The sequence below is a fragment of the Vibrio algarum genome, assembly GCF_028204155.1.
In the GTDB taxonomy this organism is placed as follows: domain Bacteria; phylum Pseudomonadota; class Gammaproteobacteria; order Enterobacterales; family Vibrionaceae; genus Vibrio; species Vibrio algarum.
The window spans coordinates 1,763,325-1,789,610 of sequence record NZ_JAQLOI010000001.1; the positions used below are offsets into that span (position 1 = coordinate 1,763,325).

The window sequence follows — 26,286 nt, forward strand, 5'->3', positions numbered from 1 at the left end:
GATTTTAGTTATTGAATACGTTTCAATAAAGCAGATGGTGTCAACTCAATACAGTTAGATGCATCGCAATACAGAATTGCGTGCCCTGGTGGTGGAATTGGTAGACACAAGGGATTTAAAATCCCTCGGCTTATGGCTGTGCCGGTTCAAGTCCGGCCCGGGGCACCATCTATTAAAGCCTCAGCAGAAATGCTGGGGCTTTTTTACGTCTGTTTCATTAGGTCAACTCGACTCGTGCACTGTTTGGTAATGCAGTCTTGTTATTCAGGTTTCCAGTCTTGCAGCGCTATCTGGTATTCTTTCGCCATTAGATCGCAGGGCTTCTCAGCAACTTCTAGAGAGTCAATTATCTCTTGGTCTAGATCTTTTCTAACGTCAACGGTAGCTTGGTAGCTTTCTTGACGATAGCTATTATTAAGTATTAACGCTTTAAATTGGATGAGTTCTTCTTCTTTAAATCCACTGTCATACCAACATTGAATCGCATTTTTTTCTTCTTGAAAGATAGAATACTGCTTAGAAATGCGCCCTCTGCCGCGCTCTTTTGCGATTTTATCCACAATAGTAACCATCTGAACATATACAGCGCGTTTTTTGGGATGGTAAGGAAATTTATAACCGATGAAAACTTCAATATCATCGCGTAAACCGTTGCCGTTACTATCCACTTCGGCTGGTTCTTTAGGTAAGGCATGAATAAAAGCAGGCAATTCTTTAACTTGATCCGGGCTGAGGGCCGCTTTCACTTCATTGGGTTGGATCAATTCTGGTACAACAATGGTTTCAGATGGCTCAGAGATAAGACTGGCATTTGAACTGGTGACTATTGGTTTGGTCTGTTCTGATTCTGGTCTTAGTGCATGAGATTGCTCTGGCTGAATAATTAACACAATGAGACACACCACAATGATGGCGATAAATCCGTAAATCAGGTACTTAAATAGTTTCATATATGACAGCCTAAATACTTCGAATACTTATCATTCTGATAATAATTTTATAGCACGAATAGGGATTTATCTAGCTGATAAAGTTATAAGAAAGGAATTAATTGTGATGCAACCTATTATTGTTAAAAAGATTTAAGCGATAGGCGTTGGTTAAATGAATAAAAGTTGTACGGATTTGAAATACTAGAATGTTTTGTAAGATGTAAAAAAACGGCTAAAACACAGCCGCTTTTATAGAGTTGCTTATATTACCAACCGCTAGCGCATCAGCGTCTAACACCTAGCAAGCATCAGAATGGATGTTTACTTATCCAACCAAGCAGCCATGCCTTGTTTTAGGTTGTCCGACTCTTTACCAAAAATGGCTTGTACATTCTCATCTATTACAACAACCCCTTTGGCGCCCAGTTCTTTTAATTTATGTTGGTCAATAGAAGTCGTTTCGTTTACTGAAATTCTAAGTCGAGTAAGACAAGCGTCTACTTTTGTAATATTGTCTTTACCGCCAAAGGCAGATACGAGCTCAGCAGAGATCCCTTCACCTGGGTGACTGTCGAGCCATGCTTGCATATCAGATTTGTATTCATCCGACGCTTTACCAAAGATAGCTTGTACATTCTTATCGATGACAACAACGCCTTTAGCTCCGAGTTTTTTAAGCTCTTCTTGATTCACTGATGACGTTTTATTGACTGATACTCTAAGACGAGTCAGGCAAGCATCAACACCATTTATGTTTTCTCTTCCGCCGAATGCAGAAATGAGAACTTCAGAGATACCGCCTTCTGGGTGGCTATCTATCCAAGTTTGCATCGCTATTTTATATTTGTCTGCATTTTTTCCAAAGATAGACTGGGCTACGCGACCGACAGTTACAACGCCCAACGCACCAAGTTCTTTTAGTTTCGCTTGGTCAACGGCAGAAAACTCCTTAACTGTGATACGCAGTCGAGTAAGGCAGGCATCTAACTTAACAATGTTTTGTTTACCGCCATACGCCGCTACTAGCGCACCTGCCATCTCTGAATCTGAAAAATTAGTCGACATAAAATAACTCCTGATACCTAAATATATAGTGTTCAAATATTGCTCAACGCTGCTAAGTATATAACGAATTTTTGGAAACGTTTACAATAATATTAAATTTTATGTATATCGAATAGAATAGGCCTTCTATCGATGACACTTAGGAGCGAAGATGATTCTAATAACAGGTGCTAGTAGTGGCTTAGGCGCGGCTTTAGCAAAGCAATATGTTAGCGACAATGAAAACGTGATTATTACAGGGCGGGATCCGTCAAAGCTCTGTAAAGTAAGCAAAGGGTTATCCGCAAAAATAGAAGCGTTATCAGTGGATTTGGCCGATGCAGAACAAGTTTCAACAATGTTTGATTCTATTCCACGGCCGGATATGGTGGTTCATTGCGCAGGTAGCGGCTATTTTGGTCCGTTAGAACTGCAAAATCCCAATCAAATACGTAATCTGATAGATAATAACTTGCTAACGACTATTCACCTGCTTCAAGAGCTGGTACAGCGATATAGAGATAAACCGACACAAGTGGTGATTATTATGTCTACTGCAGCGCAAACGGCAAAAGCGGGAGAGTCGACATATTGTGCGGTTAAGTGGGGAGTGAAAGGGTTAGTTGAATCGGTACGATTGGAGTTGAAAGGCGAGAAAATGAAACTGATTGGTGTTTATCCCGGAGGGATGGCAACAGAGTTCTGGCAAACCAGTGGAAAACAATTGGACACATCCTCATTTATGTCCGCAGAGGAAGCGGCCAAAATGATAAAGAATGCGCTGCAAAGTACTTCAAATGGGTATATTTCAGACATTGTTGTAAATAGAATGTAAACGCCCTCTGGTCGGACGTCTTGAATTTGCGAAAATAACAGCATAAGCAGTAGCGAATTAACGTTTTTTATATATTGAGCCTTATGTTTATAATCAAAACTGTTACCATGTCAGAATAGTTAAATCTAAGTTAAATAATATGTTTTAGTGTTGCCCGACACTCTATTGATAAATTGGATTAGTAATTAAGAATGCCGCACCATAATAATAGCCGTTTCATTAGTATGTTTGACTCAGCGGTTGAAGGTCTTTGGATTATGGATGAAGATGCTAATGTGTCTTTCTATAACCATACCTTCTATCAGCAGTTTGAATTGAATTTGGACAATACCCATCTCGATGATTGGCTTGCACTCATTCATCCGTTAGACAAAAAAGAATTTACCAACCAAGTGGATACTCATGTTGAAGCGAATCTATCGCATCAACGCGTAATGACTCAATATCGAGTGCGTAAAAAAGATGGTACGTTTTGTTGGATAGAAGCTACTGGTGTCATGAAGCAAGATGAATCAGGTAGTTATATGGTGGGAAACCATAGAGATATCTCGGAACAAAAGTTGTTAGAGTCTTATATTCGTCAACTTGCGTACTACGATAAAGCGTCAGGGCTACCCAATAGTGACAAACTGAAACAAGATATTTTAGAAGCCACGTGTAACAGCATTTTAGTACACATTCATTTAGATAAAATAAAGTCCTATATAAATCAATATGGTGAAGAGCTCATACGAGAAATGATTGAACGAGTTATCTCTTGCATGAACGCATTCCAAAGCCATCATTGCGAATTCTACAGAAATTCCTTAGACACTTTTTCAGTATTGATATATAGCGCAATTAGCGAGCAAAAATTAGCAGAAATGTGTCAGCAGTTTGTTACCGATTTTCGAAACATGTCGAGAGCAGACGGTAAACTTTTTGCTGGTGAAGTGTACGTGGGTGCTTATCCGTGTACAGACAACACTAAGCCCGCTGAAGAAGTGATCAGTTGGGCAGCACAGACATGCGAATATGCACAAAGACATGAGCCTGCTCACTGGGCTATCTGTAACCCAGGGGTACAGAAAAAAGTAGAACGTTTCTTCTTTATAGAAAGCCGGATAAAAGGGGCGATAGAAAACGGTGAAATTTCTATTCGTTTACAACCTATTGTTTGTGCTAAAACCTACCGACCAACCAGTTTTGAAGCATTAGCAAGGTGGGAACTTGGCGATAAGGGCGAAATATACCCTGGCGAGTTTATCCCAGTAGCAGAACGAAAAGGCTTTATAGATCCCCTTGGTGAAACCGTTCTGAAGCAAGCATGTACTTTTATCAAGGAATACAACAGCAAGTGGGATAGTGATATCAGTGTTAATGTTAACGTGTCGGTATTACAGCTGTTAGATGGCAACTTTCCTCAACGAGCAGCAGAGATAGCGTTAAATTGTGGCGTTTCGGCTTCTAATATCATGTTAGAGCTGACAGAGTCCGTGTTGCTTGAAGACAAACATCAAGCGATGAGCCAAATAAGGCAGTTGAATGCGTTTGGTTTTAATTTAGCTATGGATGATTTTGGATCAGGTCATAGCTCATTGACGGGCTTTTTCCGGTTGCCATTTAAGCAGCTTAAAATTGATAGAGAGTTTGCACTTGAAGCAAGTAAAGCGGAAGAGCCGTTTTCTTACCTTAAGTTTTTAAATGACATGAACCAGCATCGTGGTGTTGCCGTGACGGTAGAAGGTATTGAGTCTAAAGAGATGCTGAGTATTTTTGATTCAGCCAACGTTAGTTCTTATCAAGGCTTCTTGTTTGCAAGGCCTATGAAAGCCTTTGACGCATTAATGCTAGATGTATCTTGGGATTTACTTAATTTTGAATAACGCGCTTTCTACTATCATTACGTTGTATTTCTTTTGCGTATTCATTTTCAGAGGGAGATCGCGGCTGTATAGGCACATTGGATGCAAATAAAGACGTCACTTTTTTAAGGTGACGTCTTTATTTGCAAAGAATAAAGTAAGCTTAACTAAGCTTAAATTTACTCACGATACTAACCAATTGCTGATTTGAGCTGTTAAGTTGATGGGTACTGCTCACCGTTTCATTACCGTTGCTGTTTAGCGTTTCTATCATCTGCTGAATCGCTACCATATTTCTATTGATCTCTTCAGTAACTGAACTCTGTTCTTCAGCAGATGTCGCTATTTGTGCCGTAACATCATTGATTTCAACAACGGAGTCAGTCATTAGGTCTAACGAATTCATTACTTGAGACGTGGTTTCAGCAGTCTGTTGGCAACTCTCTTTAGTAGATTGCATACTTGAGACAACGGCTTCTGAGCCTGCACTCAGTTTATCCAGCATTTCGTTGATTTCTGTTGTGCTTTGTCGGGTTCGTGCTGCAAGTGCACGGACTTCATCGGCTACCACTGCGAAGCCTCGGCCATGCTCACCAGCACGCGCCGCTTCAATCGCTGCGTTTAGCGCCAACAGGTTCGTTTGTTCAGCTATCTCACCAATCACATTCAATACCTGGCCAATTTGTGCTGTATCGTCATTCATAGAAACAATCGTTTGTGAGGTATGTTCTACCTCATCAACTAATGCGGTAACACTACTTACCGCCTGTTGAACAATAACCTTAGATTGCTCAGCTTCTTCATTGGTGGCTTGAGTTTGTTTTGCCGCTGTGGCAGCGCTTTCTGCTACTGCATCTGCGGTTGAACTCATTTCATTAATCGACGTAACTGCCATTTCCATTTCTGCCGTATGCGCTTTAAGCAGGTTCTGACTAGAATCGGCTTGGCCTTCTAGCAAAGAAATTTCTTCATTGATCTTTTCACTTGAAGAGGAAACATCGAGCATCATGTGCTGAAGGTTTTCAATAAACTTATTGATACCATCGGCGATTTTGCCTAAGTCGTCTTGTGTTTCTACTTTTAATCGATGGGTTAAATCACCGCTGCCGTTTGCAAGGTCGGTAATGACATCTCGCAGAGCGACGATGGGTTTGAAGGCGATAGTGAGTGCGATAATACTTAATGGAATTAAAATAGCGGAAGCGATAAGCAGAGCAATAGTAATCGAACCATTTAGGCTATCGGTATTTTTTTGTATGAAGCCCTTGTCAATGAACCCGGTAAGTGTCCATTGTTTGTTACCCACATTAAAGTTGTTTACTACTGGAATTAAATCACCATCGACTTTGTTCGAAAACAAGATATTACCGGTGGAATCTTTCAATTCTACGTAGCTTCCTTCAACCGAAGAGGCTTCCAACAAGGTTTGAGTGTTCGTTAAATCAATGATGAATAAATCGCCACCAGAGTCACCACGAGGGATAGCAATACTTAGATGAGGAACACCGTTTTCAAAATAGATATCACTAATGACCGCTTCAGTTCCTGCGGTAACAATTTTTGATTTGTATTTTTCTATATCATCGGCCTGGTCAATGCTACCGTTTCGATCAAATAATAAGTCATAAGATAGTTTGACGATATTTTTGAATCCGGTCGCTTCCAGCGTCGATGAGATTTCCATTATGCTGAAATTTGAACTCTTGGCGAGTCGAACATCATTATTGATGTCACCCACAAGTTTATCTTTCACTAAGGTTAACTGGCTTTGAATATTTTTAGTATCAGATTGAGATATATACTGGCTTATATAGTAGTTAGCACTTAAGAAAGAAGTGAGAACCGACACGGCAATAACCGCGATGAGCAGCGCGAGCACTTTCGCTTTAAAGGGTATTTTTTTCATAATGTTTAGTTTCTTCGTCTTAGTAGGCAATAACTCTATAAAGAATTTTATTGATTTAATGAAACATTATCGACAGTTAGGTTAAAAAGTTGAACGTTTTTCCGCAATAAGACTTTAGTTTTCACTGCTAAATTCCGCTTTAGATATACTGATCACAAAATTAGCATATAGTTTGCAATGTTATGTTATGTGGGTCAGCGGGATTAAGTGAGATGTCCCGTATAAAAATACGACATTGAACCGATTTTTTGCTCACAATTTATCAATGGTCTGTCGGGTTCTTTGTAACCTTTAAGCCCTGTTACATTTTATATACCATTTACGGCCACCTAAAAAAGAGAGTTCATCTACCTAAAATGTTAAGATTGCATACCCTGCTTAAAAATTAAATGCAGCATCTATCCTTTATTATTAATATACTGCACCTATAATTAGGTGGTATTTTATCGCGTCAATCAATGTATATTGAAAGGCTAAACCTCCAGTGAGAAGAAGCTAAAATAACTCAACCGTATATTTGGACTATTAAATGAATGATAGGGCTGAAAACAACCGTTCTCAAGTAAGTCAATGGCTAAAGTACTCTGTTAATTCGCCGTGGTTAACGTTGATTACGTGCTTAGTTTTGATTCTCTTTGCAAGCATTGGAGCTAAAAACCTCACATTTAGAGGTGATTATAATATTTTTTTCGACAAGACCAATCCTCAGTTGATGGTGTTTGAAGATATTCAGGCGAGATTTGCTAAAACGGATAGTTTGGCAGTAGTTATCAGCCCTGATGATGGAAACGTTTTTACAGCAAAAACGCTGAAGCTTATTCGAGACTTTACAGATGACGCTTGGCAAACGCCTTATTCGAGCCGTGTCGACTCCTTAGCCAATTATCAGCATACGGAAGCTATTGAAGATGATCTTTTGGTTCAGGATCTTGTGCATGATGAATTCGCTTTTAGTCCCAAAGAAATAAATAAGGTAAAACATATCGCATTGAGTGAACCTGCTACTTTAAGTTCCATCGTTTCAACAATTGGTGACGTAGCTGTTATTAATATTACCGTGCAATTACCTGAAATAGACAAAACTGCAGAGGTAGTTGAAGTTCATGACTTTGTTACTGAAATAATTAAAACTTACCAAAACCAGTATCCGGGAGTGACATTTTACAAAGCGGGTGTTGTAGAGTTGAATCACGCGCTTATGGCAGCAGCTCAACAGGACATGATGACTTTAGTTCCTCTTATGTTGCTTGTTGTTTTGGTCTTTTTAACATTGATGCTGCAATCTTTTTTCACTGTGCTTGCCACTCTGCTGGTAATTATAACTTCAGTGTTAGCAACATTGGGGTTATCTGGTTGGTTTGGTATGTACATGAATATCGCGACCGTCAATATTCCTACGTTAGTGCTAACATTAGCAGTCGCTGATTGTGTTCATATTGTCGCGACGATGAGGCACCATATGTTGGAAGGCAAAGAGAAATCGCAAGCTATCATTATGAGCCTGAAAGTGAATGCTCTTCCAGTAATAATTACATCCGTAACGACTTCGCTTGGTTTCTTGATGATGAACATGTCAGATTCGCCAGTGCTAAGAAATTTCGGAAGCTTAGCCAGCCTCGGTGTGATGATCGCGTGTGTTTTGGCTCTTTCCCTCTTTCCTGCTCTTCTGCAATTGTTTCCATTCACGATTGAAAGCTCTAAAAATGATAAGGGTAAACCATTACTGATGGACCGATTAGCGGACTTCGTTATTACTAAGAGAGTTGTACTATTACCAGTATTTATTATTATTGTTCTTAGCTCTATAGCCTTAATACCGCAGAATAAAATTAGCGACGATTCAGTTAAGTATTTCCATAAATCCAGTGAGTTTCGTCAAGCAGCTGATTTTATGAAAGAGCATATAAGTGGTATGGGGACAATCAGTATTGCAATCGATACAGGCGAAGAACAAGGTATCGTTGCAAACGAGTTTTTGGCCGTCAATGAGGCGTTTACGGGATGGCTTAGGTTACAGCCTGAAGTTCATCATGTTGCTTCGATGACAGATACTTTCAAACGCTTAAATAAAAATATGCATGGTGATGATAATGCATATTACAGATTACCGGAAAATCGAGAACTTGCCGCTCAATATTTGTTGATGTATGAAATGTCTCTTCCCTATGGCCTAGATTTAAATAACCAAATTAACATCGATAAGTCGGCGTTGAAATTACAAGTGACAATAGATAACCTGGGCAGTGATGAACTTGTGAATTTGGAAAATCGTATCTACCAGTGGTTCACTAAATATACGCCTTCTGATTCTTCATACAAGGTATCTGCTTCTAGCCCATTTGTTATGTTCGCACACATTGGAGAAGCTAATATGCGCAGCATGCTACTATCACTACCCATCAGTCTTTTACTCATTTCCGGGTTACTAGTGGTTGCGCTGCGTTCTTTAAAATTAGGTTTATTGAGTATGATACCAAATATGGTCCCTGCGTTAATAGGATTTGGTTTTTGGGCATTAATTTCCGGTGAAATAAATCTTGGGTTATCTGTTGTAGCTTCACTTACCTTGGGGATCGTCGTAGACGATGCAGTCCACTTTTTGACAAAATATCAAAGTGTTAGAAAAAAGGGTAGATCAGCGGAAGAATCAGTGCGGTACGCATTCCATACTGTTGGAAAGGCGCTGATGATAACAACAGTAGTACTGGTTTCTGGCTTCTTAGTGCTGGCAATGTCTAGCTTCAGGATAAATTCTGATATGGGACAATTGTGCAGTATTGTGATTTTTTTGGCTTTGTTGGTGGATTTATTCTTCCTCCCTTGCTTACTAATGTTGTTCGATAACAAGAGGATTACCGTATGAGTACATCACCTTTTTTTAGTGCTTTTAGGTTCGTAAAAGTGAAGTGGAATGCTTTCGTTATTTTAGGTGTTTTCTGCTTTGTATCTACTGCAGCAGTAGGCGACCCGGCAAGGGGTTTAGAGATATCTAAGGAACGTAAAGCACGAGAAAGCGGTTGGCAGGACAGTACAGCTGCCGTCGAAATGATTTTAAAAAATTCAAGTGGAGATACCAGTAATCGATTGATGAGAATGAAATCTCTTGAAGTGGAAGACGACGGAGATAAAGGATTGACTATCTTTGACGAGCCGAGAGACGTCAAAGGAACCGCATTTCTAAGTCATTCCCATATTGAAGGCGCAGATGATCAATGGCTCTATTTGCCTGCATTAAAAAGAGTTAAACGAATTTCCTCTCGTAATAAATCTGGTCCGTTTATGGGGAGTGAGTTTGCATACGAAGATTTGAGTTCTTTTGAACTTGGAAAATATGAGTTCAATTATATTAAAGATGATTCAGTCGACGATATCGCGTCATTTCTTATTGAACAAATCCCTACAGATAATAAGTCTGGATACACTAAACAGTTAGTCTGGTTAGATAAAGTCGAATACAGGCCTATGAAGATCGAGTATTTCGATCGAAAAGGGACATTGCTAAAAACATTAACTTTTACCAATTACGAACTCTACTTAGAGAAATATTGGCGGGCGCTTAAACTTGAAATGGTCAACCATCAAACCGGAAAAAGTACAATTTTAAATACCCAGGACATTACATTTAGAACGGGTTTAAAGGAATTAGAGTTTAACCACAATACACTCAAACGGGTTAAGTAGTTAAGGAATCTAATGAACAAAATAAGGATTCAGTTTTTCACGATATACCTTTTGTCTTTTGGTTTTTGTATGTCGACTTCAGCAAATGGTGTTTTAGATGCAGAGTTCAGTGGGCAAGCAAATCTAGAGCATAGACAGTTTTTCGAAAAAGGTCTTTCAGGTCAACAAACAGCACAGTCCTCAATAGTGCTTCAACCAGAGTGGTACTGGGCTGTCGACAACGAAAACGCTAGCGTTACGTTTATCCCTTTTTATCGTTATGATTCAATGGATAGCCAGCGCAGTCACGCTGACATTCGTGAGCTACAGTATGTCACCGCATGGGACGACTTTGAATATCGGTTTGGTATCGGTAAGGTATTTTGGGGAGTTACGGAATCAGCACATTTAGTCGATGTAATAAACCAAACCGATGCGGTTGAATCAGTAGACGGGGAGGATAAACTTGGGCAACCAATGCTACAACTGTCAATGATAAAAGATTGGGGGTGAGTGAATTTTTTATATTGCCCTATTTTAGAGAACGTACTTTTTCTGGTGAAAATGGCCGTTTTAGAACCGGTGTAGATATTAATTCTGATGATGTGGTTTATGAGTCTAAGCAAGAGCAAAAGCACCTTGATTTTGCTATGCGGTACTCAAAAATGTTAGGTGATTGGGATATTGGTTTGAGCTATTTTAAAGGGACGGATAGAGATCCTTATCTTGTTAAGCAGGGAGGTGATTATGTCCCTTATTATGCTCAAATGGAAAATACAGGGCTCGATGTACAAGGTTTTGTAGGGGATTGGTTGTGGAAGCTAGAGGCGATTTATAGAGACAGCAAAGAAAACTATACCGCAGTGGTCTCTGGTTTTGAATACACGTGGGTTGGCGCTTTTGGCTCGGTTTGGGATATTGGTCTAATATCAGAATTTTTATATGACACCCGTGGTCAAATGTCATTTGCAGTTGGGCAACGGGATGTATTCGGTGGATTTAGGTTCGGTTTTAACGACGAAGATAGTAGCGAACTATTGTTCGGGTTGACACAAGACTTAGATAATACTGATGTCCAGATGTATAAACTGGAAGCGTCCACCCGACTAACAAACCATATCAGCCTTGCCTTCGATGCTTGGCTATTCAACAATGAGACATTGACCGACCCACTATACTCTGTCAGAAAAGATGATTTTGTAGAACTTGCGATAGAATATTATTTTTGAGTGGTTCTATGGTTGAAAACACCCTTTGCTGTTACTAAATGCACCGACAAATCGCTCATCTTTATCTAACGTTTTTCCGCAAAAATCAGTTACGTTATCGTTATTCGGATTGGGGTAGGTGGTTGCATCCGTATGAAGATCAATACTATCTTCTTTAATCGAAAAGTTACCAATTTCTGGTGCTTTAAAAATATTACCCATTGGTTCGCTGTTTCGAAGGTACCCACGAGATAGGATAATATTACCGTAGTCGGCGACCATGGTTGCGTTGTCTCTTATCCTGAGGTTACCACTAAACAAGTTGTTTAATACAAGTGCGTTGGTTTGAGGAAAGCGGACATCAATGCCGGATGTATTATAAAGCGTATTGTTATGGATAAGAGCTTCTTGACCTTTATTTACGTATACACCCACGTCATTACAATGAAAGATAATATTGTTGCGAATTATTACGTTTTTAGCTTCAAATTTAGCGTTATCTCGCCTTTTCGTCATTCCTCCTCCTCCAATAGATAGCCCGACTCTAGAGCCAGGGTAATCTGTGGCACTGGTATTACAAGCAACTAGGTTATTTTCAATGATTCCCTCGATTGCTCCTCCCTTGATATATGCACCATAGCTAACTCGGTTTCCTCCTGTCTTCACGAAGTCTCGAATAATGTTACTGGATACATACCAGTGATTAGCGTGGTCAATGTTAATAGGAGTGACTGAACTAGAGGTATTATGTGGGTTGCGATTGTAAAAATGATTGAATGTGACAGAACCAGAATCTGGGTAATATCCATTTAAACCATTTACCTTAATAGCAGCATTGTAGTTGATGAATTCGTTGTGAGATATTTTGACGTTGCTTGCTTTAGCGACAATGTGAAAAGCATGTTCGCAGTGACGTTTACAACTGCCAATAAATCGCAGGCCAGTAAAACCCCAATGAGGCTGATTGAGATAAAAACCTTCTGAAGAGTTCATTAATAATGTTACTCGACCGGGGTTTTTGGCTGCCACAGTAATAGGGTGAAGGGCTGATGGTGTATTTTTACTAATAGCAAACCGTTTGCCTTTCAGGCTGTACTCACCATCTTCAAGCAAGATTGATGTCCCCGGCTCAGCAACTTTTAGTGCTTTTACGAATGCTGCGGATGTCGACACCGTAACCGTTGTAATAGTGTCCTTTGGTATTCGGAAACTTGTACTAAAGTTGGGACCAACCATCGGCCAGTCTTCTCGAGCAAATGGTTTAAGGTGATAGACAGAGTCATCTAAGTAGAGACTAGCCGAGTTCATCATATCAGAAACAGGTTGTAAATAAGGGTGATTAAGACGACCCGCGATAGCGGTTAACACTGAAGGGAGTGAATCGAATGTGGTTAGTGCTTTACCAAAGTTAAATACGGCGTACCCTAAGGCGATATTGACGATTAAGCCACAAAACACAAGATAACTTCGAACGGTTTTCCCTAGCCTATTCATAAGCAATCGTCCTTAACAACGCTGTATCTTCGGTATTAATATTAAACCTAAAGAATTTAAGCGACCAATATTTAATATTGGTCGCTTAGAGTATAACGTAATCTAAATGTTCCTATAGAGCATTTGGTTTAAGATTAACATATTCTTAATTGTGATTCTTTTCTGTTTTGTATTGTTTTTTATACAAGAGGTACTAAAACGTAAGATTAGATCATTGGCTCTTCGTTGTTTTTTTATTCTCTGATAACTGTCTAAAAAATTTGGTAATCAAATGTGGAATCAACATATGAATCGGCATCCTTTTTAGATGGCCGCGTATATACAATATGTTTTCTGCGATTTGGTGACCTAATCGTCGGTGTGGCGGGAATGTACAGACGAAAATGCGCATAAATGCAAAGTCCGATAATAATAACTTGGCTTTGTTAGGTTCGTACTGGTTATAAAACTGTTGAACATGTTTTGGTATCTTTAGACCAAATACTAAATGACAATATCTAAGCGCATAAAACTGCGAATCGCCATTCCCTAACGTCTGCTGTAACGAAATTAGATCGTCCCAAAACAGCGCATCTTTACTAAATCTTGTAAATAGCAGAAATAAATCGTAGAGATCTCGTAAGCCTTTGTGAAACTCACTTTCATAAAACAGATGGACAGAGCTGTGAATAACCATTGCAGCAGGTGTTAGAATCTGTGCATTGGAGTTGCCAGAGTCTAAACTCATTGTCTGAGCCATCAGTATTTCAGGATCAGGGGATGCTTTAATTGTGTTGGGTAAGATATTAAAGTGGAGGTCTAACTCTGTTTGTCGTTCGCAGTGTTTAAGAGGCGGTATCTCTTGTGACTTTTCGCGATAGAAACGTTCGTCGTAATCGTTGAGTTTCGTTTGCACCCAACCATGTTCTTTTAATACCTTTTCAACTCGAGACAGGGCATCTTCAGAAACGAGAATATCGATGTCAGCCATCAGTCTGCCTTGAAATTCTTCAAACTTAGCCAAATGATAAGCGGAACCTTTTAAATACACCCACTTAATATCCAATGGACTCAATATTTCAGAAAACATAGTTGCTTCATTCATTAAATGTTGCTGTTGCTTTGAAAATGCGGGTATAGCACTGTCAATATGTTGCTTCAAGTGAATGGAGAGACTGTCCCATAGATTAGCTTGCTCGAACACGGCTTTTAGCTGTGCTAACATATTTAAATATCTAGCCTCAGAAATTATATCTGATTGTGCTTTCAACGGGAGTGCTATTAGGAGGCTAGGCTCACATAAAACATCAGCTAGTTTGATCACTCGTTGCCTTTTTATTCATGACGTTAAGAATGGCAGATTCGCATGCCTCAAAGTTATTATATTCAATATAGAATGCGTTAGTCTGTTTAATTAAGTTGCGAGCACATTCAAACCCGCGTTTATTTAACAAACTAAAGTTGAAACTATTGCGAATAATTTCAGTGAGTGCAAGGCTTTTTTCTACAGGCTCAACGTAACAAGGCTCGTGTTCATTATATTTAACAAAAATAATATGACTAGGTTTGACGGGTACATGTGCATTAAGGCAGCTGCTTTGCGGAGGCTTGAGTAAACAAATAGTGCCTTTATGTGTGTCTAATGCAATTTCGCTGAAACAATTTGAGTTGTAATAAGGCTTCATTAACTCAATAGATTGATTTTTCAAATTGATTGGTCGAGCGAGTCCATGCATTTCCATCGTTTTAGGCGATATCAATGCTAGCTCATCGGAAAGCAGTCGCCATCCCTGAGAGACTAGGTAGGCACATAGCGTACTTTTCCCTGAACCTGATGCTGCCGTTATTATTATCCCTTTGCCATCTTTTTCAAGCGCTGCAGCATGGATGATAAAAAAGTGATTTGCGTGGCTAGATATTACCCAGTTCATCCCCCACTCTAGCATTGCATGGGCTTGAGTTAGAGGGAGTGGTTTAAAAGGGGTAGAATAGTTAAACTTAAAACTAGCTTGCGGTTTGTAGTAGCGTCGATAACGAGGCCCATGATCTAATGCCACGTGATAATCTGTAAAGCAGTTATCCGACTTTTCAGCGATACTGTGCTCATAGTGATGTTCAAGATAATCATGAACCGAGCGTATGTTCGATGTGACAGAAAAGCGAAAAGGACCTACGATTAGATCATGATTTTTTCTTTTGGATAGCACACTCAACTCGTTTGATTAATAATTTTGATTATTTTCATGTCCTTCAACTTGCTAATCATTTCGTCAGCATGTGTCGGATGAATAGTGATAAACTCATTTATAGCAACGTGAATGTCCACTCTTGCTTCAAGTTGAGTCAAAAAGCGAATCACAGATTCATCACACAACATAGTTTCACAGTTTAAAGGGCTGTAAATTACAGCCTGCCGACCATCAACAAAGGTACAGTCTCTTATTGTGAAAGAGTCATGTAACTTAAAATTGTCTCTATGAATAACACTATCCATTACGTTTGATTAAGTTCTCCAAGATCGTTCTAATTTCTTAGAGAAAGATTCTAATGCACTCGCAGTCGAGAGGGTTGAACTCTTGTTAGCCTGAATTTGATTCGCTGCGTAATGAATGGCTAGTTGTATCGCATTTTTAATATCCGTTGGATAATAGTCTGATCGGATGACATCAGGGGCCAACATGCTATTTAAAAAACCAGTGGTTAAGTTTTCATGTAGATTCTGACTACAAATATTGACATCAAACCTCTGTGTACGGTCTCTTCTCTTTTGTACTCTTAATGTTATTTTCGAACCAAAGCTATAATTATCCAATGAGTCATAAAATGAAGGCTTACTGCATTGCTCTTCGACAATTTTATATTGCCATCTGCGGTTGTCACATCGTTGCCAACTAAAACAACTGGCTAAGAAAATGTCATTAAATAATGTACTGTCCCTTACATTAGACCAATTTAACGCTTGTCGAATAGGATACATACTATGATGTTCGTGCGCTCTTATTGTTGACTTCCACCATTTAGGGGTTGACACCCCGCGGTTGTACAACTTCCCGTTGTCGATGCATTTCCGGACACATAAGCGTTAACACTGCCATTGGAACCTGTACCGCAACCCCAAGCCATAGGGCTTTTAACAGATAGAAGCAAAGGTGAAGCAGCGACACCAGTTTGCAAAAACCTACGTCTGGAGAAACGTGACGAGTTTTCAGTTATTTGGTCTTGCTCTTCGTGTTCAGTTGGAATTTTGTTATTGTCCATAATTTCCTCCAAGCATTTTACAACGTAACATTCTAGAAAACAGTGCCCATTTGCTACGTCGTTTTACTCTTAATTGACTAGACAGATTCTTTCTGTAAAGCGTATTTTTCCATTAATGAATAGAGTGTAGGACGAGTTATCCCTAATATACTAGCTGTATTAGAAATATTTCCATTACAGAGTGAAATAGCTCGACTTACTGCATATTTTTCCGCATCTTCTCTCACTTTCTTAAGGTTCAACTCAATAGGTAGCTGAGATGTATTTACCTTAAGAGATAAATCAGAAGCGTTGATTTGTTTACTGTCACACATGATAGCGGCGGACTTGATTTTATTCTGTAATTCACGAACATTGCCTGGCCACGAGTGTTGCATTAGAGCTTCAATAGCTTCGTCACTTAAACCAGTGATTCGTTTACCCATCTGTTTAGCGTCCAGTTGGAGAAACGTTCGAGCAAGTAGAACAATATCTTCTCCCCGTTCACGCAGTGGGGGGATATTAATGGTTATTTCACTGATACGATAAAACAAATCTTCTCGAAAAGATTTGTCTGCTACCATGTTTTGCAGATCTTGATGAGTGGCGCATACGATTCTTATGTCGACAGGAATGTCTTTTCTTCCACCGACACGGGTTATTACTTTCTCTTGCAAAAAACGCAGAATTTTTGCTTGTAGCGAATAACTCATATCACCAATTTCGTCCAGGAAAAGTGTGCCTCCACCTGCAAATTCTATCTTACCTTCAGTGGTTTTGTTTGCTCCTGTAAAGGCTCCTTTTTCATAGCCGAAAAGCTCGCTTTCTAGTAGGTTTTCCGGAATTGACGCACAATTAATTGCTATGAAAGGTTTGTTTGCCCGAGAACTTTGATTGTGAATTGCCCTTGCTAAAACTTCTTTCCCAGTACCACTTTCGCCTAATAGTAAAGTCGTCACATCTGTAGGAGCGATGCGTTCAACTAGCCGGCATACATGTTGCATTTCTGGGCTTGTTCCAATAAATCCGTTGCTCGCTAGAGAGAAATTTTTAAGACTTTCGTTCTCTCGTTCAATGTTTGCTATGACAAAAGCGCGGTTTACTATAACAGTAAGAATCTCGTCATCTATTGGTTTGTGGTAAAAATCATGAGCGCCCATTTCAATAGCTTTCAATGAGTTTTCTTTTTCGTCATTACCTGTAATAACGATCACTTTGGTTCGAGGGGCTAATAGCAATATTTCTTTTAACGTAGCAAGTCCTTCGCTTGCGTTATCTTCGTCTGGGGGAGCCCCAAATCAAGAGTGATAACACACGGCTCATAGCGTCTAAGAGCTGCAATTGCAGATGTTCGATCACCTGCAGTGACAACATTGTAATCAGAAAAGGTCCACTTGAGTTGTTTCTGTATACCAACATCATCTTCGATTACAAGTAGAGTTCCCTTCACACAATGTCCTATTATCGATTGATTAATATACGATTATACTATGTAGATATTCTATAAGTATAGGTGCAACTGTAACTCATATTTGAGACTGGAGTGGAATATATAGTATGAATTTACTCCCTTTACCCGAAGATGATTGAACATCGATATAACCATTGAGATTTTCGACCATTTTTTTCGCATCATAGGCCCCAATACCCATCCCAGAATTGCCTTTAGTGGTATCAAAAGGCTTGAACAGACGGCTTTCAATAAACTCATCGGTCATTCCCATACCGTTGTCTTCTATACAAATAGTTATGTGATCTGTACCTTTCGCAGTGGAAATTCTGACGTAACCATCTGTTGGTGTTGCTTCTTGTGCGTTTTGAATCAGATGAGAAATGACACTAATAAATCGCTCTTTGTCAGTGGTTAGTAGTAATTCGTCTTTCCCGTACGCATCAAAAGAAGGAGTAGGGGAGAAATTGGATAATGAAGTGCATACTTTGTTAATGGCTTGGTCTATAGAGAACGTCTGATCTTTGACTTCGGTAATATCTTTCTTTTTTAGGTGACTAACAACTTTCTGAAGACGAGAAACAGCCGAGTCTATCGTCTCAAAGGCATCATCGATGAATTCTGGGTTATGTTTATGACGCTGGCCGTTTTTAGCAAGTAACTGCAGTTGAGCAAGAACGTTTTTCAAATCGTGGGCGAGAAAGGCAGACATACGATTAAACGTATCAAACTGTTGATTTTCAGCTAACGTTTGATTGGTATGGTATAAATTTAGAAAAACGGATAATTGTTTGCTTATTGCCCACATCAGATCGCGGTCTTCCCAATTCAGTGAATGAGTAGATTTAGGTGTTGAAATTAGACAGGCACACCGTAAGCCATTGCTACCTATAATTGGAATAATATAACTGAAAGAAGAGATACTAGATAAGAACTGACTATCATACTGAATCGGGCTCGATCCTTTTCCTGCTTTCATACTTTCAATATCAACAATCCATTGTTGTTCAATAGACTGAGAAATCAACTCTATTAATGCTTTTTCAGAGTCTGGATAGTTGTTACTCATATTATGGTAAGCGAGATGTTGCAGTCTATTTCCTTCAAGAGAGGCGAGCATGCCATGTTCGCAGGCAAATGGACGAATGATCGCGTTTAGCGCAACCTGGTAAGGTGATACATCATCTTCTTCCATAATGGCCGCAAATTTCATCCACTCTTCGCGGTATTCGTATTTGTTGGCGAAGAAGTGCTTACTGATAAGTACGCGAAGGTGTCGTCGTAATATGTCAGAGAGGAACAAACTAGCTAAAATTAGTCCGCTGAGAGCAAAAAATACATTTTGCATCATACTACCCCAATTACCATTGGCGTACTTTATGTAATACCCTGCTAAGGCCATAGCAATAAGATAAGCACCAGCCGCAGCTAGTAATGTGCTGTGATAGACAACCTCTCTAGAGATATAGATTCGAGTTGACCACTGTTTTGCTCGTCTAGTCGTTAGGAGTATGAGAGGGAACGTCAGAAGCATGACCCATCCTCTTGCATACCAAAAACCTAAATCAATATGATCAACGAGTGAAGCATCGGCATATAAAGCAAAATCGTAGGCATAGGCTAATCCAAACCCTAGACATAGTGGTTTTAACGCCCACCTAGACTCAGTGTCCGCACGACGAAATAATTGCTCGAGAAGCCACATTCCTATCGCTGATTGGCCTAAATGAATCACAATAGCATGGCTCAAATTAAACCATGTTAAGTAGGGTGAGCTAATTTCGAGAACCGAGATAAAAACTAAAATGCTTACTAAGCTAGTAACCCGTACGTTAGAGACAAATATCTTCCAAATGCTTTTTTCTCGCGTTAACGCACTAATAAAGAGTAGAAACCAGCTAAGGTTACGGAGTGTTTCTGTACCTAAAATTTGAACTTTAGAATAGGAATAGGTGGCTTGAAGCGAGATAGTAAGTGCCCAGATAAAACCAATGACCGCTGAACAGATTAGAATATTACGTTGTAGACTATGGTTCTTTGTTGTCAGCAATAGTAGAAAAAGAAAAACAAAGCTACCTGCCGTTATTATATATCCGCTATTTCCCCATAATATTTCCAACGCAGGTACCTCGTTAATTTATAAGCAGTTATAAGTCATAGTATCGCAAATGTTATTGATAGTGTAGGTCAATAAAAAAGCCCCTTCTAAAAAGAAGGGGCTTATAAACTTGTTAACAAATATTAACTCATAAGCTTAGCTGTCTTTGCGGCGACGACTGAAACCTGCAAAGCCGAGTAGAGCTAACCCCATCATGCTTAGCATTCCAGGTTCAGGAACTGAAGCAAAGAGCACGGCACCTACGTTAGTTGCAATGAAGCCGTCAAGGCTAGGGTCTATTATATAGCCACCGTTTCCGTCTGGTGTAGCGAGATCAGCGCCAATCAAGACAGCCATAAGCTCTTCGCCATATGTAATATCTTGATCAGTTAACGTGTTAGTACCAAAAGCCCAACCTAAGTAGAAACCTTCTTGCTCAGTAGTTAACGCGGCTAGTAAGTCGGCCAAATCTTCATCTTCTTCAAGAGTACCGTTGCCATCAACGTCAACATAAATAAAGTCCTGAAGGACGCTCACTACTTCAAAAATTACTGAAATATCACCAGAGCCGTCATCTATGTCACCTTCACCCTGAACCAGATCCATTACTAACACATTATCTAGGGGAGTAGAAATTGTTGCGCCTGTTATTCCTGTTGTAAGGTCAGTGACAGTCACAGATGTAGTTAAATCCCATGAAACTGAGCCACTTGAAAAGGTCGCAGAAAAGTTCTCAGCGTCTACTACGTCGTAATAAGTACCTACCCAATCTGTAAACGTTACAGATAACGTGTAAGTTGTTTCAGTGAACGTTTGTGCGCTGAAATCGAAAGTAGTTGTTGATAACTGAGTACCGACACCATTAAGTGAACCTGAGTTTGCTTCAATGTGTCCGATATCTATAAATGATGCGCCTTCTACTGGAGCATTGGTAGTAAAGCTATTTCCGCCGTAAATTAGATAATCAAGTTCGATTGCCGTGCTAACGCCCGTAGATGCATCGCCGCTAATACCCATCAAATCGATCACGTCGTAATTGACGGTCAAAGCATTAGCACTGGCACCAAATAACAGGGTACTAGCAAGAGCCGCTGTCTTTAGTAATTTATTCTTCATCACATGTTCCTCTTTATAGGTTAGGATTTCACTATCCTTTTCCTGATAAAGCAATTTAGATGCCAATATATTAATTAGCTATTATTCAATTGGTTACGCTAGAAAATAAGTGTGTCCATGTAGTGTAACTAGAAGAGTGTAAAAAATGCTGTCATTAATTCTTGTTATATTATGTTAACAGTAGCCAATATATTGTTAGTGAACAAAGCGCAGTATTTCAAATTTGTTTAAAAACAATATCTTACATACCTTTTTAAATGCCTTGAATAAAATAAAACTCATTGTAAAAAAAACTGACACTTTCGATTTTGATAACACAAATAGAGCCGAAAATTATCTAACACGCTCCAAATAATACTATTATTAACCAAATATTGACATAAATCTGTCAATGACTCAGGATTGTTATATAAATATTTGTGATGGTTTTCAGGTGCTCAGCACGCAAAATCGTTTTTGCGTATATACACATTTGACCAGAGCAAAGAATTAAATTCAGTTTAGTTAGTATCCAATAACACTGTTATCGTCTTTTTTCGAATGGTTCAGAGAGTATTTATGGTTATAGAACATGCTAAAGCGCCCGGAATTGATGGCATGACTTGCCCAAATGAGAGACGGAAAGAGATCCGAAAGGCTTCTTCTGCCGTTGATGATCCAAGAGATTTAGCAGTGACGTATAAAATAGCAACTACACGGGAAGAGTTAGAAAATGCGTATTCCCTTGTCTGGGATAATTATGTAGAAACAGGTTTTGAAGCCGATGACCATAGTAAATTACGTTTAACCAAATACAATTTATTGCCAGACACTCGAGTTTTTGTAGCCAAATATAAAAAGGGACTCATAAACGAACCTAAAATATATGACGAAGAAGGGATTTGTATTGGTACTGTCACTATCGTTTTTGACGGGCCAATGGGTTTACCTATCGAAGAGGTGTGCCCTGATGATATTTCTCGGTTACGCTCCGAAGGAAAGAAACTTGCTGAAGTAGTCGGATTTGCAGTAAACCGAGAATATACAAACTACAAAGAATTTTTATATATATTTAAGGTTTTGTTTCAATATGCCAGCCTAGTAGGCGTAACCGATCTTTGTTGCACAGTAACTAAACGTCATTCTAGGTTCTATAGAAAAGTTTGTTTTTTTGAACCTCTTGGCGAACTTGTTGAGTATAAATCCGCAGGAAGTGTTCAAGCTCAAGGGCATCTGCTTAATCTTGAGCGGGCAAAGTTAGTCTCTAAAGAAGTGTATTCGGGTCGAGAATTTGATGCGGATTTACATCGATTTTTCTTTGGTGGTACGTATAACGATTCGTTAGGAAACCCGCTTAGTGGACAGGATTTAGACTATTTCATTAGCAAAAAAAGTAACTTTAAAGACAATTTAGAAGAGAAAGATTTACAAATACTACGAAGTGCTTATCAGGAAATAGGACATGATTTCCCTTATTAATTTGAAGACAAGCTCCCTTTAAATTCGGATACAAATTTTTTCAGCGAACAGGCATGGTAAAAATATTATGGACAATAATGAGTATTATAATCTTGCGGTAACTCGTAATCTTGGGCTTGTTTCAAAAGAAGAACAAATAATATTAAGAGGCTCAAGGGTTGCGGTCGCTGGATGTGGTGGACTTGGCGGAAGGCAATTAATTGATTTAGTAAGAATGGGGGTCGGTTCTTTTAACATTGCTGATTTCGATGAATTTAGCATAAAAAATATTAACCGGCAGGTGGGCGCAACGTCATCTACTGCTGATAGACCAAAAGCAGACGTGATGGCCGAGATGGCTAAGGACATTCACCCAGGTGTCGAGATAAATATATTCCCGGACGGTATCACACAAGAAAATATTGATGAATTTGTTCGCAATGCAGATGTTATTGTTGATGCAGTAGATTTTTTTGCAATGCCGGCACGCTTGATGCTCCACCGTACAGCTAGAAAGCACGGAAAGCCGGTTGTTCTAGCTGCACCACTAGGATTTTCGGGTACATTGAGCGTGTTTGTCCCTGATGGCATGACATTCGAGGAATACTTTGATATCAACGATGAAATGGAGTTGTTTGATCAACTTATTGCTTTTACAGTAGGAATGGTTCCTTGGGGTACACACTGGAGTTATATGGATACCAGTAAGGTAGATTCATCTGAACATGCAGGGCCCTCTTTATCTTGTGCATGTAGCGTGGCTTCAGGAATGCTGACTTCAGAGGTATTGATCATTCTTTTAAATAAACGCCCAGCGATGGCGGTACCTCATTATGCTCAGTTTGATACATATAGATGCATATATCGTAAGGGAAAATTACGGTGGGGCAATAAAGGTCCTCTTCAACGTTTAAAACGGTTACTAGCGGCACGTAAATTTGCTGATCAAAAACATCTATTAGAGAGTCAATCGTAAGTCTAGATGATGGATGCTTAAACTGGCTTATTAAAGCAATTTAAAACTTGCATTTGGTCTTAATTGTCACTTTTGCAAGTTTCTAAATCGTCTTCGCTGAACCTCAATTGAATAAAAAATCAACCTTAAATAAATTTCTTTATTTTAATGAGTCAAACTAATTGGCCCTTTTCTCATAAATGGGAAAAGAAATAGAAAGATTTACTTAATCAATTAACGATTTAAGTTTATTCTAATTTGTAGTTACTTTTGGATAAATAACTTTTTTGGTGCAGGGATTCAAATGATTAATAGAATTAAACAAGCTCGTTGTTCATATAAGTTAAAAAAAACAGTCGTTAGCAGTGTGGTCACCTTGGTTGTAACGATGAGCGGACTTAGTTATGCCGATGAGTATGTTGATAAGGCAAAGGATTACATTACTGAAAATAAACTGGATTCCGCAGTTATAGAATTAAAAAATGCCATCCAGTCCTCTCCCAATAATGCTCAACCACGTATAATGTTAGGTGAAATTTATCTTGATATAGGTAATTTTGCTAGCGCCGAAAAGGAACTATCGAGGGCTCTAGAGTACAATGCAGATCAGAATGTAGTTTTACCGTTGTTAGCGCGCACTCTGTCAGCGCAGAGTAAAAGTGAGCAGGTTATTGAATTAGTACAAAGTTCAAATCTCAGTGACCCTTACGCAAAAACCGAGCTACTCGCTTTAAAAGCGGCCTCCGAGATTAAATTAGGACAAATAGAAGATGCAAAGTATTCCCTTGAGCTAGCACAAGAATATAGTTATGACAGTTTATATCTTCAACTAGGCAAAGCTAAGCTTTATGCCATAAGTAATGAAGTGGATGCCGCTCTAGAAACAGTGAACAACGTTCTTAAAACAACCGCAGATAACAGTGATGTCTGGCTGCTTAAAGGACATCTGGAGACTGCGAATCAGAACTTTGCAGAAGCAACCAAAAGTTATCGTAAAGCCTATGAAATTTCTCCAGAAGCAATCTATTATTCCATTTTCATTGCGAGTTCATTGGTTTATGAAAAAAACTTTGAAGATGCAGAAAAATATGTCGACAAGTTGCTTACTTTAGCGCCCAATCATATTCTTGTTAATAAACTCAAGGCTACTATCTTATACGATAAGAAAGATTTTGTTGGAGCAAAAGAACATGCTGATCGTGCATTACAAGGTGGCTCTAATGATTTAACAACCCAAATAATTGCCGCGTTTAGTGCTTATGAACTGAAGTTATACGAACAGGCATACACATTGCTCAAGCGCATAGCTCCTAGGGTTTCAGATAATCACCCTGCAAAAAGGCTGCTTATATCAACACAGTTTACGCTTGGTTATTTAGATGAAGCCGTAGAAACAATGAATGATTACCCTACGGAAAGTGAAAGTGACAGTTCATTTGTTTCTGCCGTCAGTATGAAGCTGTCTATGTTGGGACGTGACGAGGAAGCATTGGAATTTGCTTTAAAAGCGTCAGAAAGTGGGGGTGATACCAGCGACCTTTTACTTGGTTTAATACAGCTATCTTCGAAAGACTCCACCGGCATTGAAAATCTGCAATCAGCTATAAAAAATCAATCTGACATGCGTAAAGCTCAGCTAGGGGCTGCTTTGTATTATATTCGTTATGGATATTATATGGAGGCTGAGACTGTTGCTGATCAGCTTTTGACAAAAAATCCAAAGGATGTTGACGCTATAACGCTTCGAGGGCAAATTTTACAAGCTAAAGGAGAATATATTAGCGCTATAGAATTATATAATGATGCGCTCGTTATCGAACCACAGAATTTGAATACTATTGTCGCGCTAGCACAGACACACGCGAACCTAAAACAGTGGGAAGAAGCTTATAGCCTTGCATTCCAAGCACTTGAATTATCGCCCCATAATAAAGATGCGAGTCAGGTTATATTATTAGCTGCAAATGAAGTAAAAAAATTACCGGAACTTCTAAGGCTGGTAGATTCACAATTAGAGCAATCTCCTGACAATATCGACCTTATTCACACAAAATCTAAAATTTTAATGTTAAGCGATAGGCCAAGTTATGCGTTAAATTTGCTAGAAAGCTTACCGGATGCAGAAAAAAACAGTGAAACATGGAAGTTTATAGGCAATTTCTACTATTTTGAAAAAAATGGCAGGACGCCGAAAGAGCATGGTCTAGGTGGCTGGAGTTAGCTCCAACGAGTGCATATGCTTATGTTCGTAATATACACATAAAAGAGCTCACTAATAAAACTGGTGCGGGCATTGTTCTTGCGGAAAAAGCAGAAGAATTGTTCCCAAATGATGTCAGATTTACAGTAATGCGAGCTACTTTTCTATTTAAGAAAGGTGATTTAAACAGTAGTCAGGCTGTATTGAATGGGTTAAGCGCGGATGTAAAAAAGACGCCGCTTTTGCTGAAGTTACAAGGTTTGATTTACGTTAAAAGTGGCGATTATGCATCCGCAGTTAGTGTCTATGAAACTAGGTACGAAGTTATCCCTGGGTTAGATACTGCAAAAGAGTTGTCGTCTGCATATGCTCTGAATGGTCAACAACAGGAAGCCATCGATTTCTTAGTGAGTGTTATTGAAAAATATCCAAATAAAGCTAAAACTTTAGAGCTAAAATTAGCCAGCTTACTAACAAGTCTAGACCCCACCGAAGCAATTGAACGTTACGAGACGATAATCACTCGGGAACCTTCTAATTATTTAGCTTTAAATAATCTAGCGTGGCTTTTGTTAGAGGCTGATAAAGTAGATGAGGCGATGATGTATGCCGAGCAAGCTTATGAGTATGGAGGTAAACGACCTCAGATTGCTGACACTTATGGTTATATCTTGCTGAAAGGTGGAGAAACTGAAAAGGCGAATGATATTCTTAAATTAGTGTACGCTGATTTGAAAGCTAACCCTGAAGTTGGATTGCATTATGCAGAGAGCCTTATAGAGAATAATCAGATCAACGAAGCAAAAACCGTATTGTCGAAAGTTGTTACTGAGGACCTGAAATTATTGGAACTAAAAGGCATACTAGAAAACAGATTAGGTAATTGAGATA

General features: G+C 39.2%; 19 protein-coding genes, 1 tRNA gene and 4 pseudogenes. 10 read left to right on the forward strand and 14 right to left on the reverse strand.

Annotated features, from left to right (window positions below; genetic code table 11):
- Positions 1-82 precede the first annotated feature (82 nt).
- Positions 83-168: transfer RNA gene (locus PGX00_RS08435), tRNA-Leu, on the forward strand.
- Between the two features lie 92 nt (positions 169-260).
- On the opposite strand, the gene PGX00_RS08440 is transcribed toward PGX00_RS08435, so the two are convergent.
- The 4 genes and pseudogenes from PGX00_RS08440 to PGX00_RS22775 all read right to left on the reverse strand — a co-directional run.
- Entirely contained in the window at positions 261-950 is a 690-nt protein-coding gene (locus PGX00_RS08440) for a hypothetical protein (protein WP_272135244.1), read from the reverse strand.
- Positions 951-1,253: 303 nt separating this feature from the next.
- A pseudogene (locus PGX00_RS08445) lies at positions 1,254-1,478 on the reverse strand (glucose PTS transporter subunit EIIB); the annotation flags it as partial.
- A gap of 27 nt (positions 1,479-1,505) precedes the next feature.
- Positions 1,506-1,715, reverse strand: a pseudogene (locus tag PGX00_RS22770) (glucose PTS transporter subunit EIIB); the annotation flags it as partial.
- A gap of 87 nt (positions 1,716-1,802) precedes the next feature.
- A pseudogene (locus tag PGX00_RS22775) lies at positions 1,803-1,997 on the reverse strand (glucose PTS transporter subunit EIIB); the annotation flags it as partial.
- Between the two features lie 151 nt (positions 1,998-2,148).
- On the opposite strand from PGX00_RS22775, the gene PGX00_RS08455 reads away from it, so the two are divergent.
- Together PGX00_RS08455 and PGX00_RS08460 are read left to right on the forward strand one after the other, a co-directional pair.
- Positions 2,149-2,811 carry an SDR family NAD(P)-dependent oxidoreductase gene (locus PGX00_RS08455; RefSeq protein WP_272135245.1) on the forward strand — a complete coding sequence of 221 codons (663 nt, stop codon included), beginning with the start codon at positions 2,149-2,151 and terminating at the stop codon, positions 2,809-2,811.
- 191 nt (positions 2,812-3,002) lie between these two features.
- The gene (locus PGX00_RS08460; protein ID WP_272135246.1) at positions 3,003-4,676 is read left to right on the forward strand and encodes an EAL domain-containing protein; all 1,674 of its coding nucleotides are present in this window, start codon (positions 3,003-3,005) and stop codon (positions 4,674-4,676) included.
- Between the two features lie 142 nt (positions 4,677-4,818).
- Here PGX00_RS08460 and PGX00_RS08465 read toward each other — a convergent pair whose 3' ends face one another.
- Positions 4,819-6,561 carry a methyl-accepting chemotaxis protein gene (locus PGX00_RS08465; RefSeq protein ID WP_272135247.1) on the reverse strand — a complete coding sequence of 581 codons (1,743 nt, stop codon included), beginning with the start codon at positions 6,559-6,561 and terminating at the stop codon, positions 4,819-4,821.
- A 529-nt stretch (positions 6,562-7,090) separates the two neighbouring features.
- Here PGX00_RS08465 and PGX00_RS08470 point away from each other — a divergent pair.
- The 3 genes and pseudogenes from PGX00_RS08470 (at position 7,091) to PGX00_RS08480 (ending at position 11,450) form a co-directional block, all read left to right on the forward strand.
- A complete protein-coding gene (locus PGX00_RS08470; RefSeq protein ID WP_272135248.1) occupies positions 7,091-9,424 on the forward strand; it encodes an efflux RND transporter permease subunit in 2,334 nt (777 codons plus the stop codon).
- On the forward strand, positions 9,421-10,242 hold the full coding sequence (locus PGX00_RS08475; RefSeq protein WP_272135249.1) for an outer membrane lipoprotein-sorting protein: 822 nt from the start codon (positions 9,421-9,423) through the stop codon (positions 10,240-10,242). The genes PGX00_RS08470 and PGX00_RS08475 overlap by 4 nt, the downstream gene beginning before the upstream one ends.
- A gap of 69 nt (positions 10,243-10,311) precedes the next feature.
- A pseudogene (locus PGX00_RS08480) lies at positions 10,312-11,450 on the forward strand (hypothetical protein).
- A gap of 6 nt (positions 11,451-11,456) precedes the next feature.
- On the opposite strand, the gene PGX00_RS08485 reads toward PGX00_RS08480, so the two are convergent.
- The 9 genes from PGX00_RS08485 to PGX00_RS08525 form a co-directional block, all read right to left on the reverse strand.
- Positions 11,457-12,923 (reverse strand): polysaccharide lyase domain-containing protein, encoded by a 1,467-nt coding sequence (locus tag PGX00_RS08485; protein WP_272135250.1) that lies wholly within the window; start codon positions 12,921-12,923, stop codon positions 11,457-11,459.
- 211 nt (positions 12,924-13,134) lie between these two features.
- Positions 13,135-14,226 (reverse strand): nucleotidyltransferase domain-containing protein, encoded by a 1,092-nt coding sequence (locus PGX00_RS08490; RefSeq protein ID WP_272135251.1) that lies wholly within the window; start codon positions 14,224-14,226, stop codon positions 13,135-13,137.
- A complete protein-coding gene (locus PGX00_RS08495) occupies positions 14,210-15,109 on the reverse strand; it encodes an HprK-related kinase A (RefSeq protein WP_272135253.1) in 900 nt (299 codons plus the stop codon). The genes PGX00_RS08490 and PGX00_RS08495 overlap by 17 nt, the downstream gene beginning before the upstream one ends.
- A gap of 296 nt (positions 15,110-15,405) precedes the next feature.
- Positions 15,406-15,879 (reverse strand): hypothetical protein, encoded by a 474-nt coding sequence (locus tag PGX00_RS08500; protein ID WP_272135254.1) that lies wholly within the window; start codon positions 15,877-15,879, stop codon positions 15,406-15,408.
- A gap of 20 nt (positions 15,880-15,899) precedes the next feature.
- Entirely contained in the window at positions 15,900-16,160 is a 261-nt protein-coding gene (locus PGX00_RS08505; RefSeq protein WP_272135255.1) for a hypothetical protein, read from the reverse strand.
- A gap of 77 nt (positions 16,161-16,237) precedes the next feature.
- Entirely contained in the window at positions 16,238-17,377 is a 1,140-nt protein-coding gene (gene prsR, locus PGX00_RS08510; RefSeq protein ID WP_272135256.1) for a PEP-CTERM-box response regulator transcription factor, read from the reverse strand.
- A gap of 8 nt (positions 17,378-17,385) precedes the next feature.
- The gene (locus tag PGX00_RS08515) at positions 17,386-17,589 is read right to left on the reverse strand and encodes a hypothetical protein (RefSeq protein ID WP_272135257.1); all 204 of its coding nucleotides are present in this window, start codon (positions 17,587-17,589) and stop codon (positions 17,386-17,388) included.
- A gap of 76 nt (positions 17,590-17,665) precedes the next feature.
- Positions 17,666-19,708: an XrtA/PEP-CTERM system histidine kinase PrsK gene (gene prsK, locus PGX00_RS08520; RefSeq protein WP_272135258.1), complete on the reverse strand. Its 2,043-nt coding sequence runs from the start codon at positions 19,706-19,708 to the stop codon at positions 17,666-17,668.
- A gap of 135 nt (positions 19,709-19,843) precedes the next feature.
- Positions 19,844-20,803: a PEP-CTERM sorting domain-containing protein gene (locus tag PGX00_RS08525; protein ID WP_272135259.1), complete on the reverse strand. Its 960-nt coding sequence runs from the start codon at positions 20,801-20,803 to the stop codon at positions 19,844-19,846.
- A 558-nt stretch (positions 20,804-21,361) separates the two neighbouring features.
- On the opposite strand from PGX00_RS08525, the gene PGX00_RS08530 reads away from it, so the two are divergent.
- The 4 genes from PGX00_RS08530 (at position 21,362) to PGX00_RS08545 (ending at position 26,282) form a co-directional block, all read left to right on the forward strand.
- Positions 21,362-22,261 carry an N-acyl amino acid synthase FeeM domain-containing protein gene (locus tag PGX00_RS08530; RefSeq protein WP_272135260.1) on the forward strand — a complete coding sequence of 300 codons (900 nt, stop codon included), beginning with the start codon at positions 21,362-21,364 and terminating at the stop codon, positions 22,259-22,261.
- Between the two features lie 67 nt (positions 22,262-22,328).
- The gene (locus PGX00_RS08535; protein WP_272135261.1) at positions 22,329-23,216 is read left to right on the forward strand and encodes a ThiF family adenylyltransferase; all 888 of its coding nucleotides are present in this window, start codon (positions 22,329-22,331) and stop codon (positions 23,214-23,216) included.
- Between the two features lie 283 nt (positions 23,217-23,499).
- A complete protein-coding gene (gene prsT / locus PGX00_RS08540; protein WP_272135262.1) occupies positions 23,500-25,416 on the forward strand; it encodes an XrtA/PEP-CTERM system TPR-repeat protein PrsT in 1,917 nt (638 codons plus the stop codon).
- 128 nt (positions 25,417-25,544) lie between these two features.
- Complete coding sequence (locus tag PGX00_RS08545; protein WP_272135263.1) at positions 25,545-26,282, forward strand: tetratricopeptide repeat protein; 738 nt, start codon at positions 25,545-25,547, stop codon at positions 26,280-26,282.
- Positions 26,283-26,286 lie beyond the last annotated feature (4 nt).

Excerpts from the sequence above, each read along its gene's own strand:
- PGX00_RS08440 (WP_272135244.1), bottom strand. The coding sequence starts at position 950 with ATGAAACTATTTAAGTACCTGATTTACGGATTTATCGCCATCATTGTG.
- PGX00_RS08455 (WP_272135245.1), top strand. The coding sequence starts at position 2,149 with ATGATTCTAATAACAGGTGCTAGTAGTGGCTTAGGCGCGGCTTTAGCA.
- PGX00_RS08460 (WP_272135246.1), top strand. The coding sequence starts at position 3,003 with ATGCCGCACCATAATAATAGCCGTTTCATTAGTATGTTTGACTCAGCG.
- PGX00_RS08465 (WP_272135247.1), bottom strand. The coding sequence starts at position 6,561 with ATGAAAAAAATACCCTTTAAAGCGAAAGTGCTCGCGCTGCTCATCGCG.
- PGX00_RS08470 (WP_272135248.1), top strand. The coding sequence starts at position 7,091 with ATGAATGATAGGGCTGAAAACAACCGTTCTCAAGTAAGTCAATGGCTA.
- PGX00_RS08475 (WP_272135249.1), top strand. The coding sequence starts at position 9,421 with ATGAGTACATCACCTTTTTTTAGTGCTTTTAGGTTCGTAAAAGTGAAG.
- PGX00_RS08485 (WP_272135250.1), bottom strand. The coding sequence starts at position 12,923 with ATGAATAGGCTAGGGAAAACCGTTCGAAGTTATCTTGTGTTTTGTGGC.
- PGX00_RS08500 (WP_272135254.1), bottom strand. The coding sequence starts at position 15,879 with ATGTATCCTATTCGACAAGCGTTAAATTGGTCTAATGTAAGGGACAGT.
- PGX00_RS08505 (WP_272135255.1), bottom strand. The coding sequence starts at position 16,160 with ATGGACAATAACAAAATTCCAACTGAACACGAAGAGCAAGACCAAATA.
- PGX00_RS08525 (WP_272135259.1), bottom strand. The coding sequence starts at position 20,803 with ATGAAGAATAAATTACTAAAGACAGCGGCTCTTGCTAGTACCCTGTTA.
- PGX00_RS08530 (WP_272135260.1), top strand. The coding sequence starts at position 21,362 with ATGGTTATAGAACATGCTAAAGCGCCCGGAATTGATGGCATGACTTGC.
- PGX00_RS08535 (WP_272135261.1), top strand. The coding sequence starts at position 22,329 with ATGGACAATAATGAGTATTATAATCTTGCGGTAACTCGTAATCTTGGG.
- prsT (WP_272135262.1), top strand. The coding sequence starts at position 23,500 with ATGATTAATAGAATTAAACAAGCTCGTTGTTCATATAAGTTAAAAAAA.
- PGX00_RS08545 (WP_272135263.1), top strand. The coding sequence starts at position 25,545 with ATGCGAGCTACTTTTCTATTTAAGAAAGGTGATTTAAACAGTAGTCAG.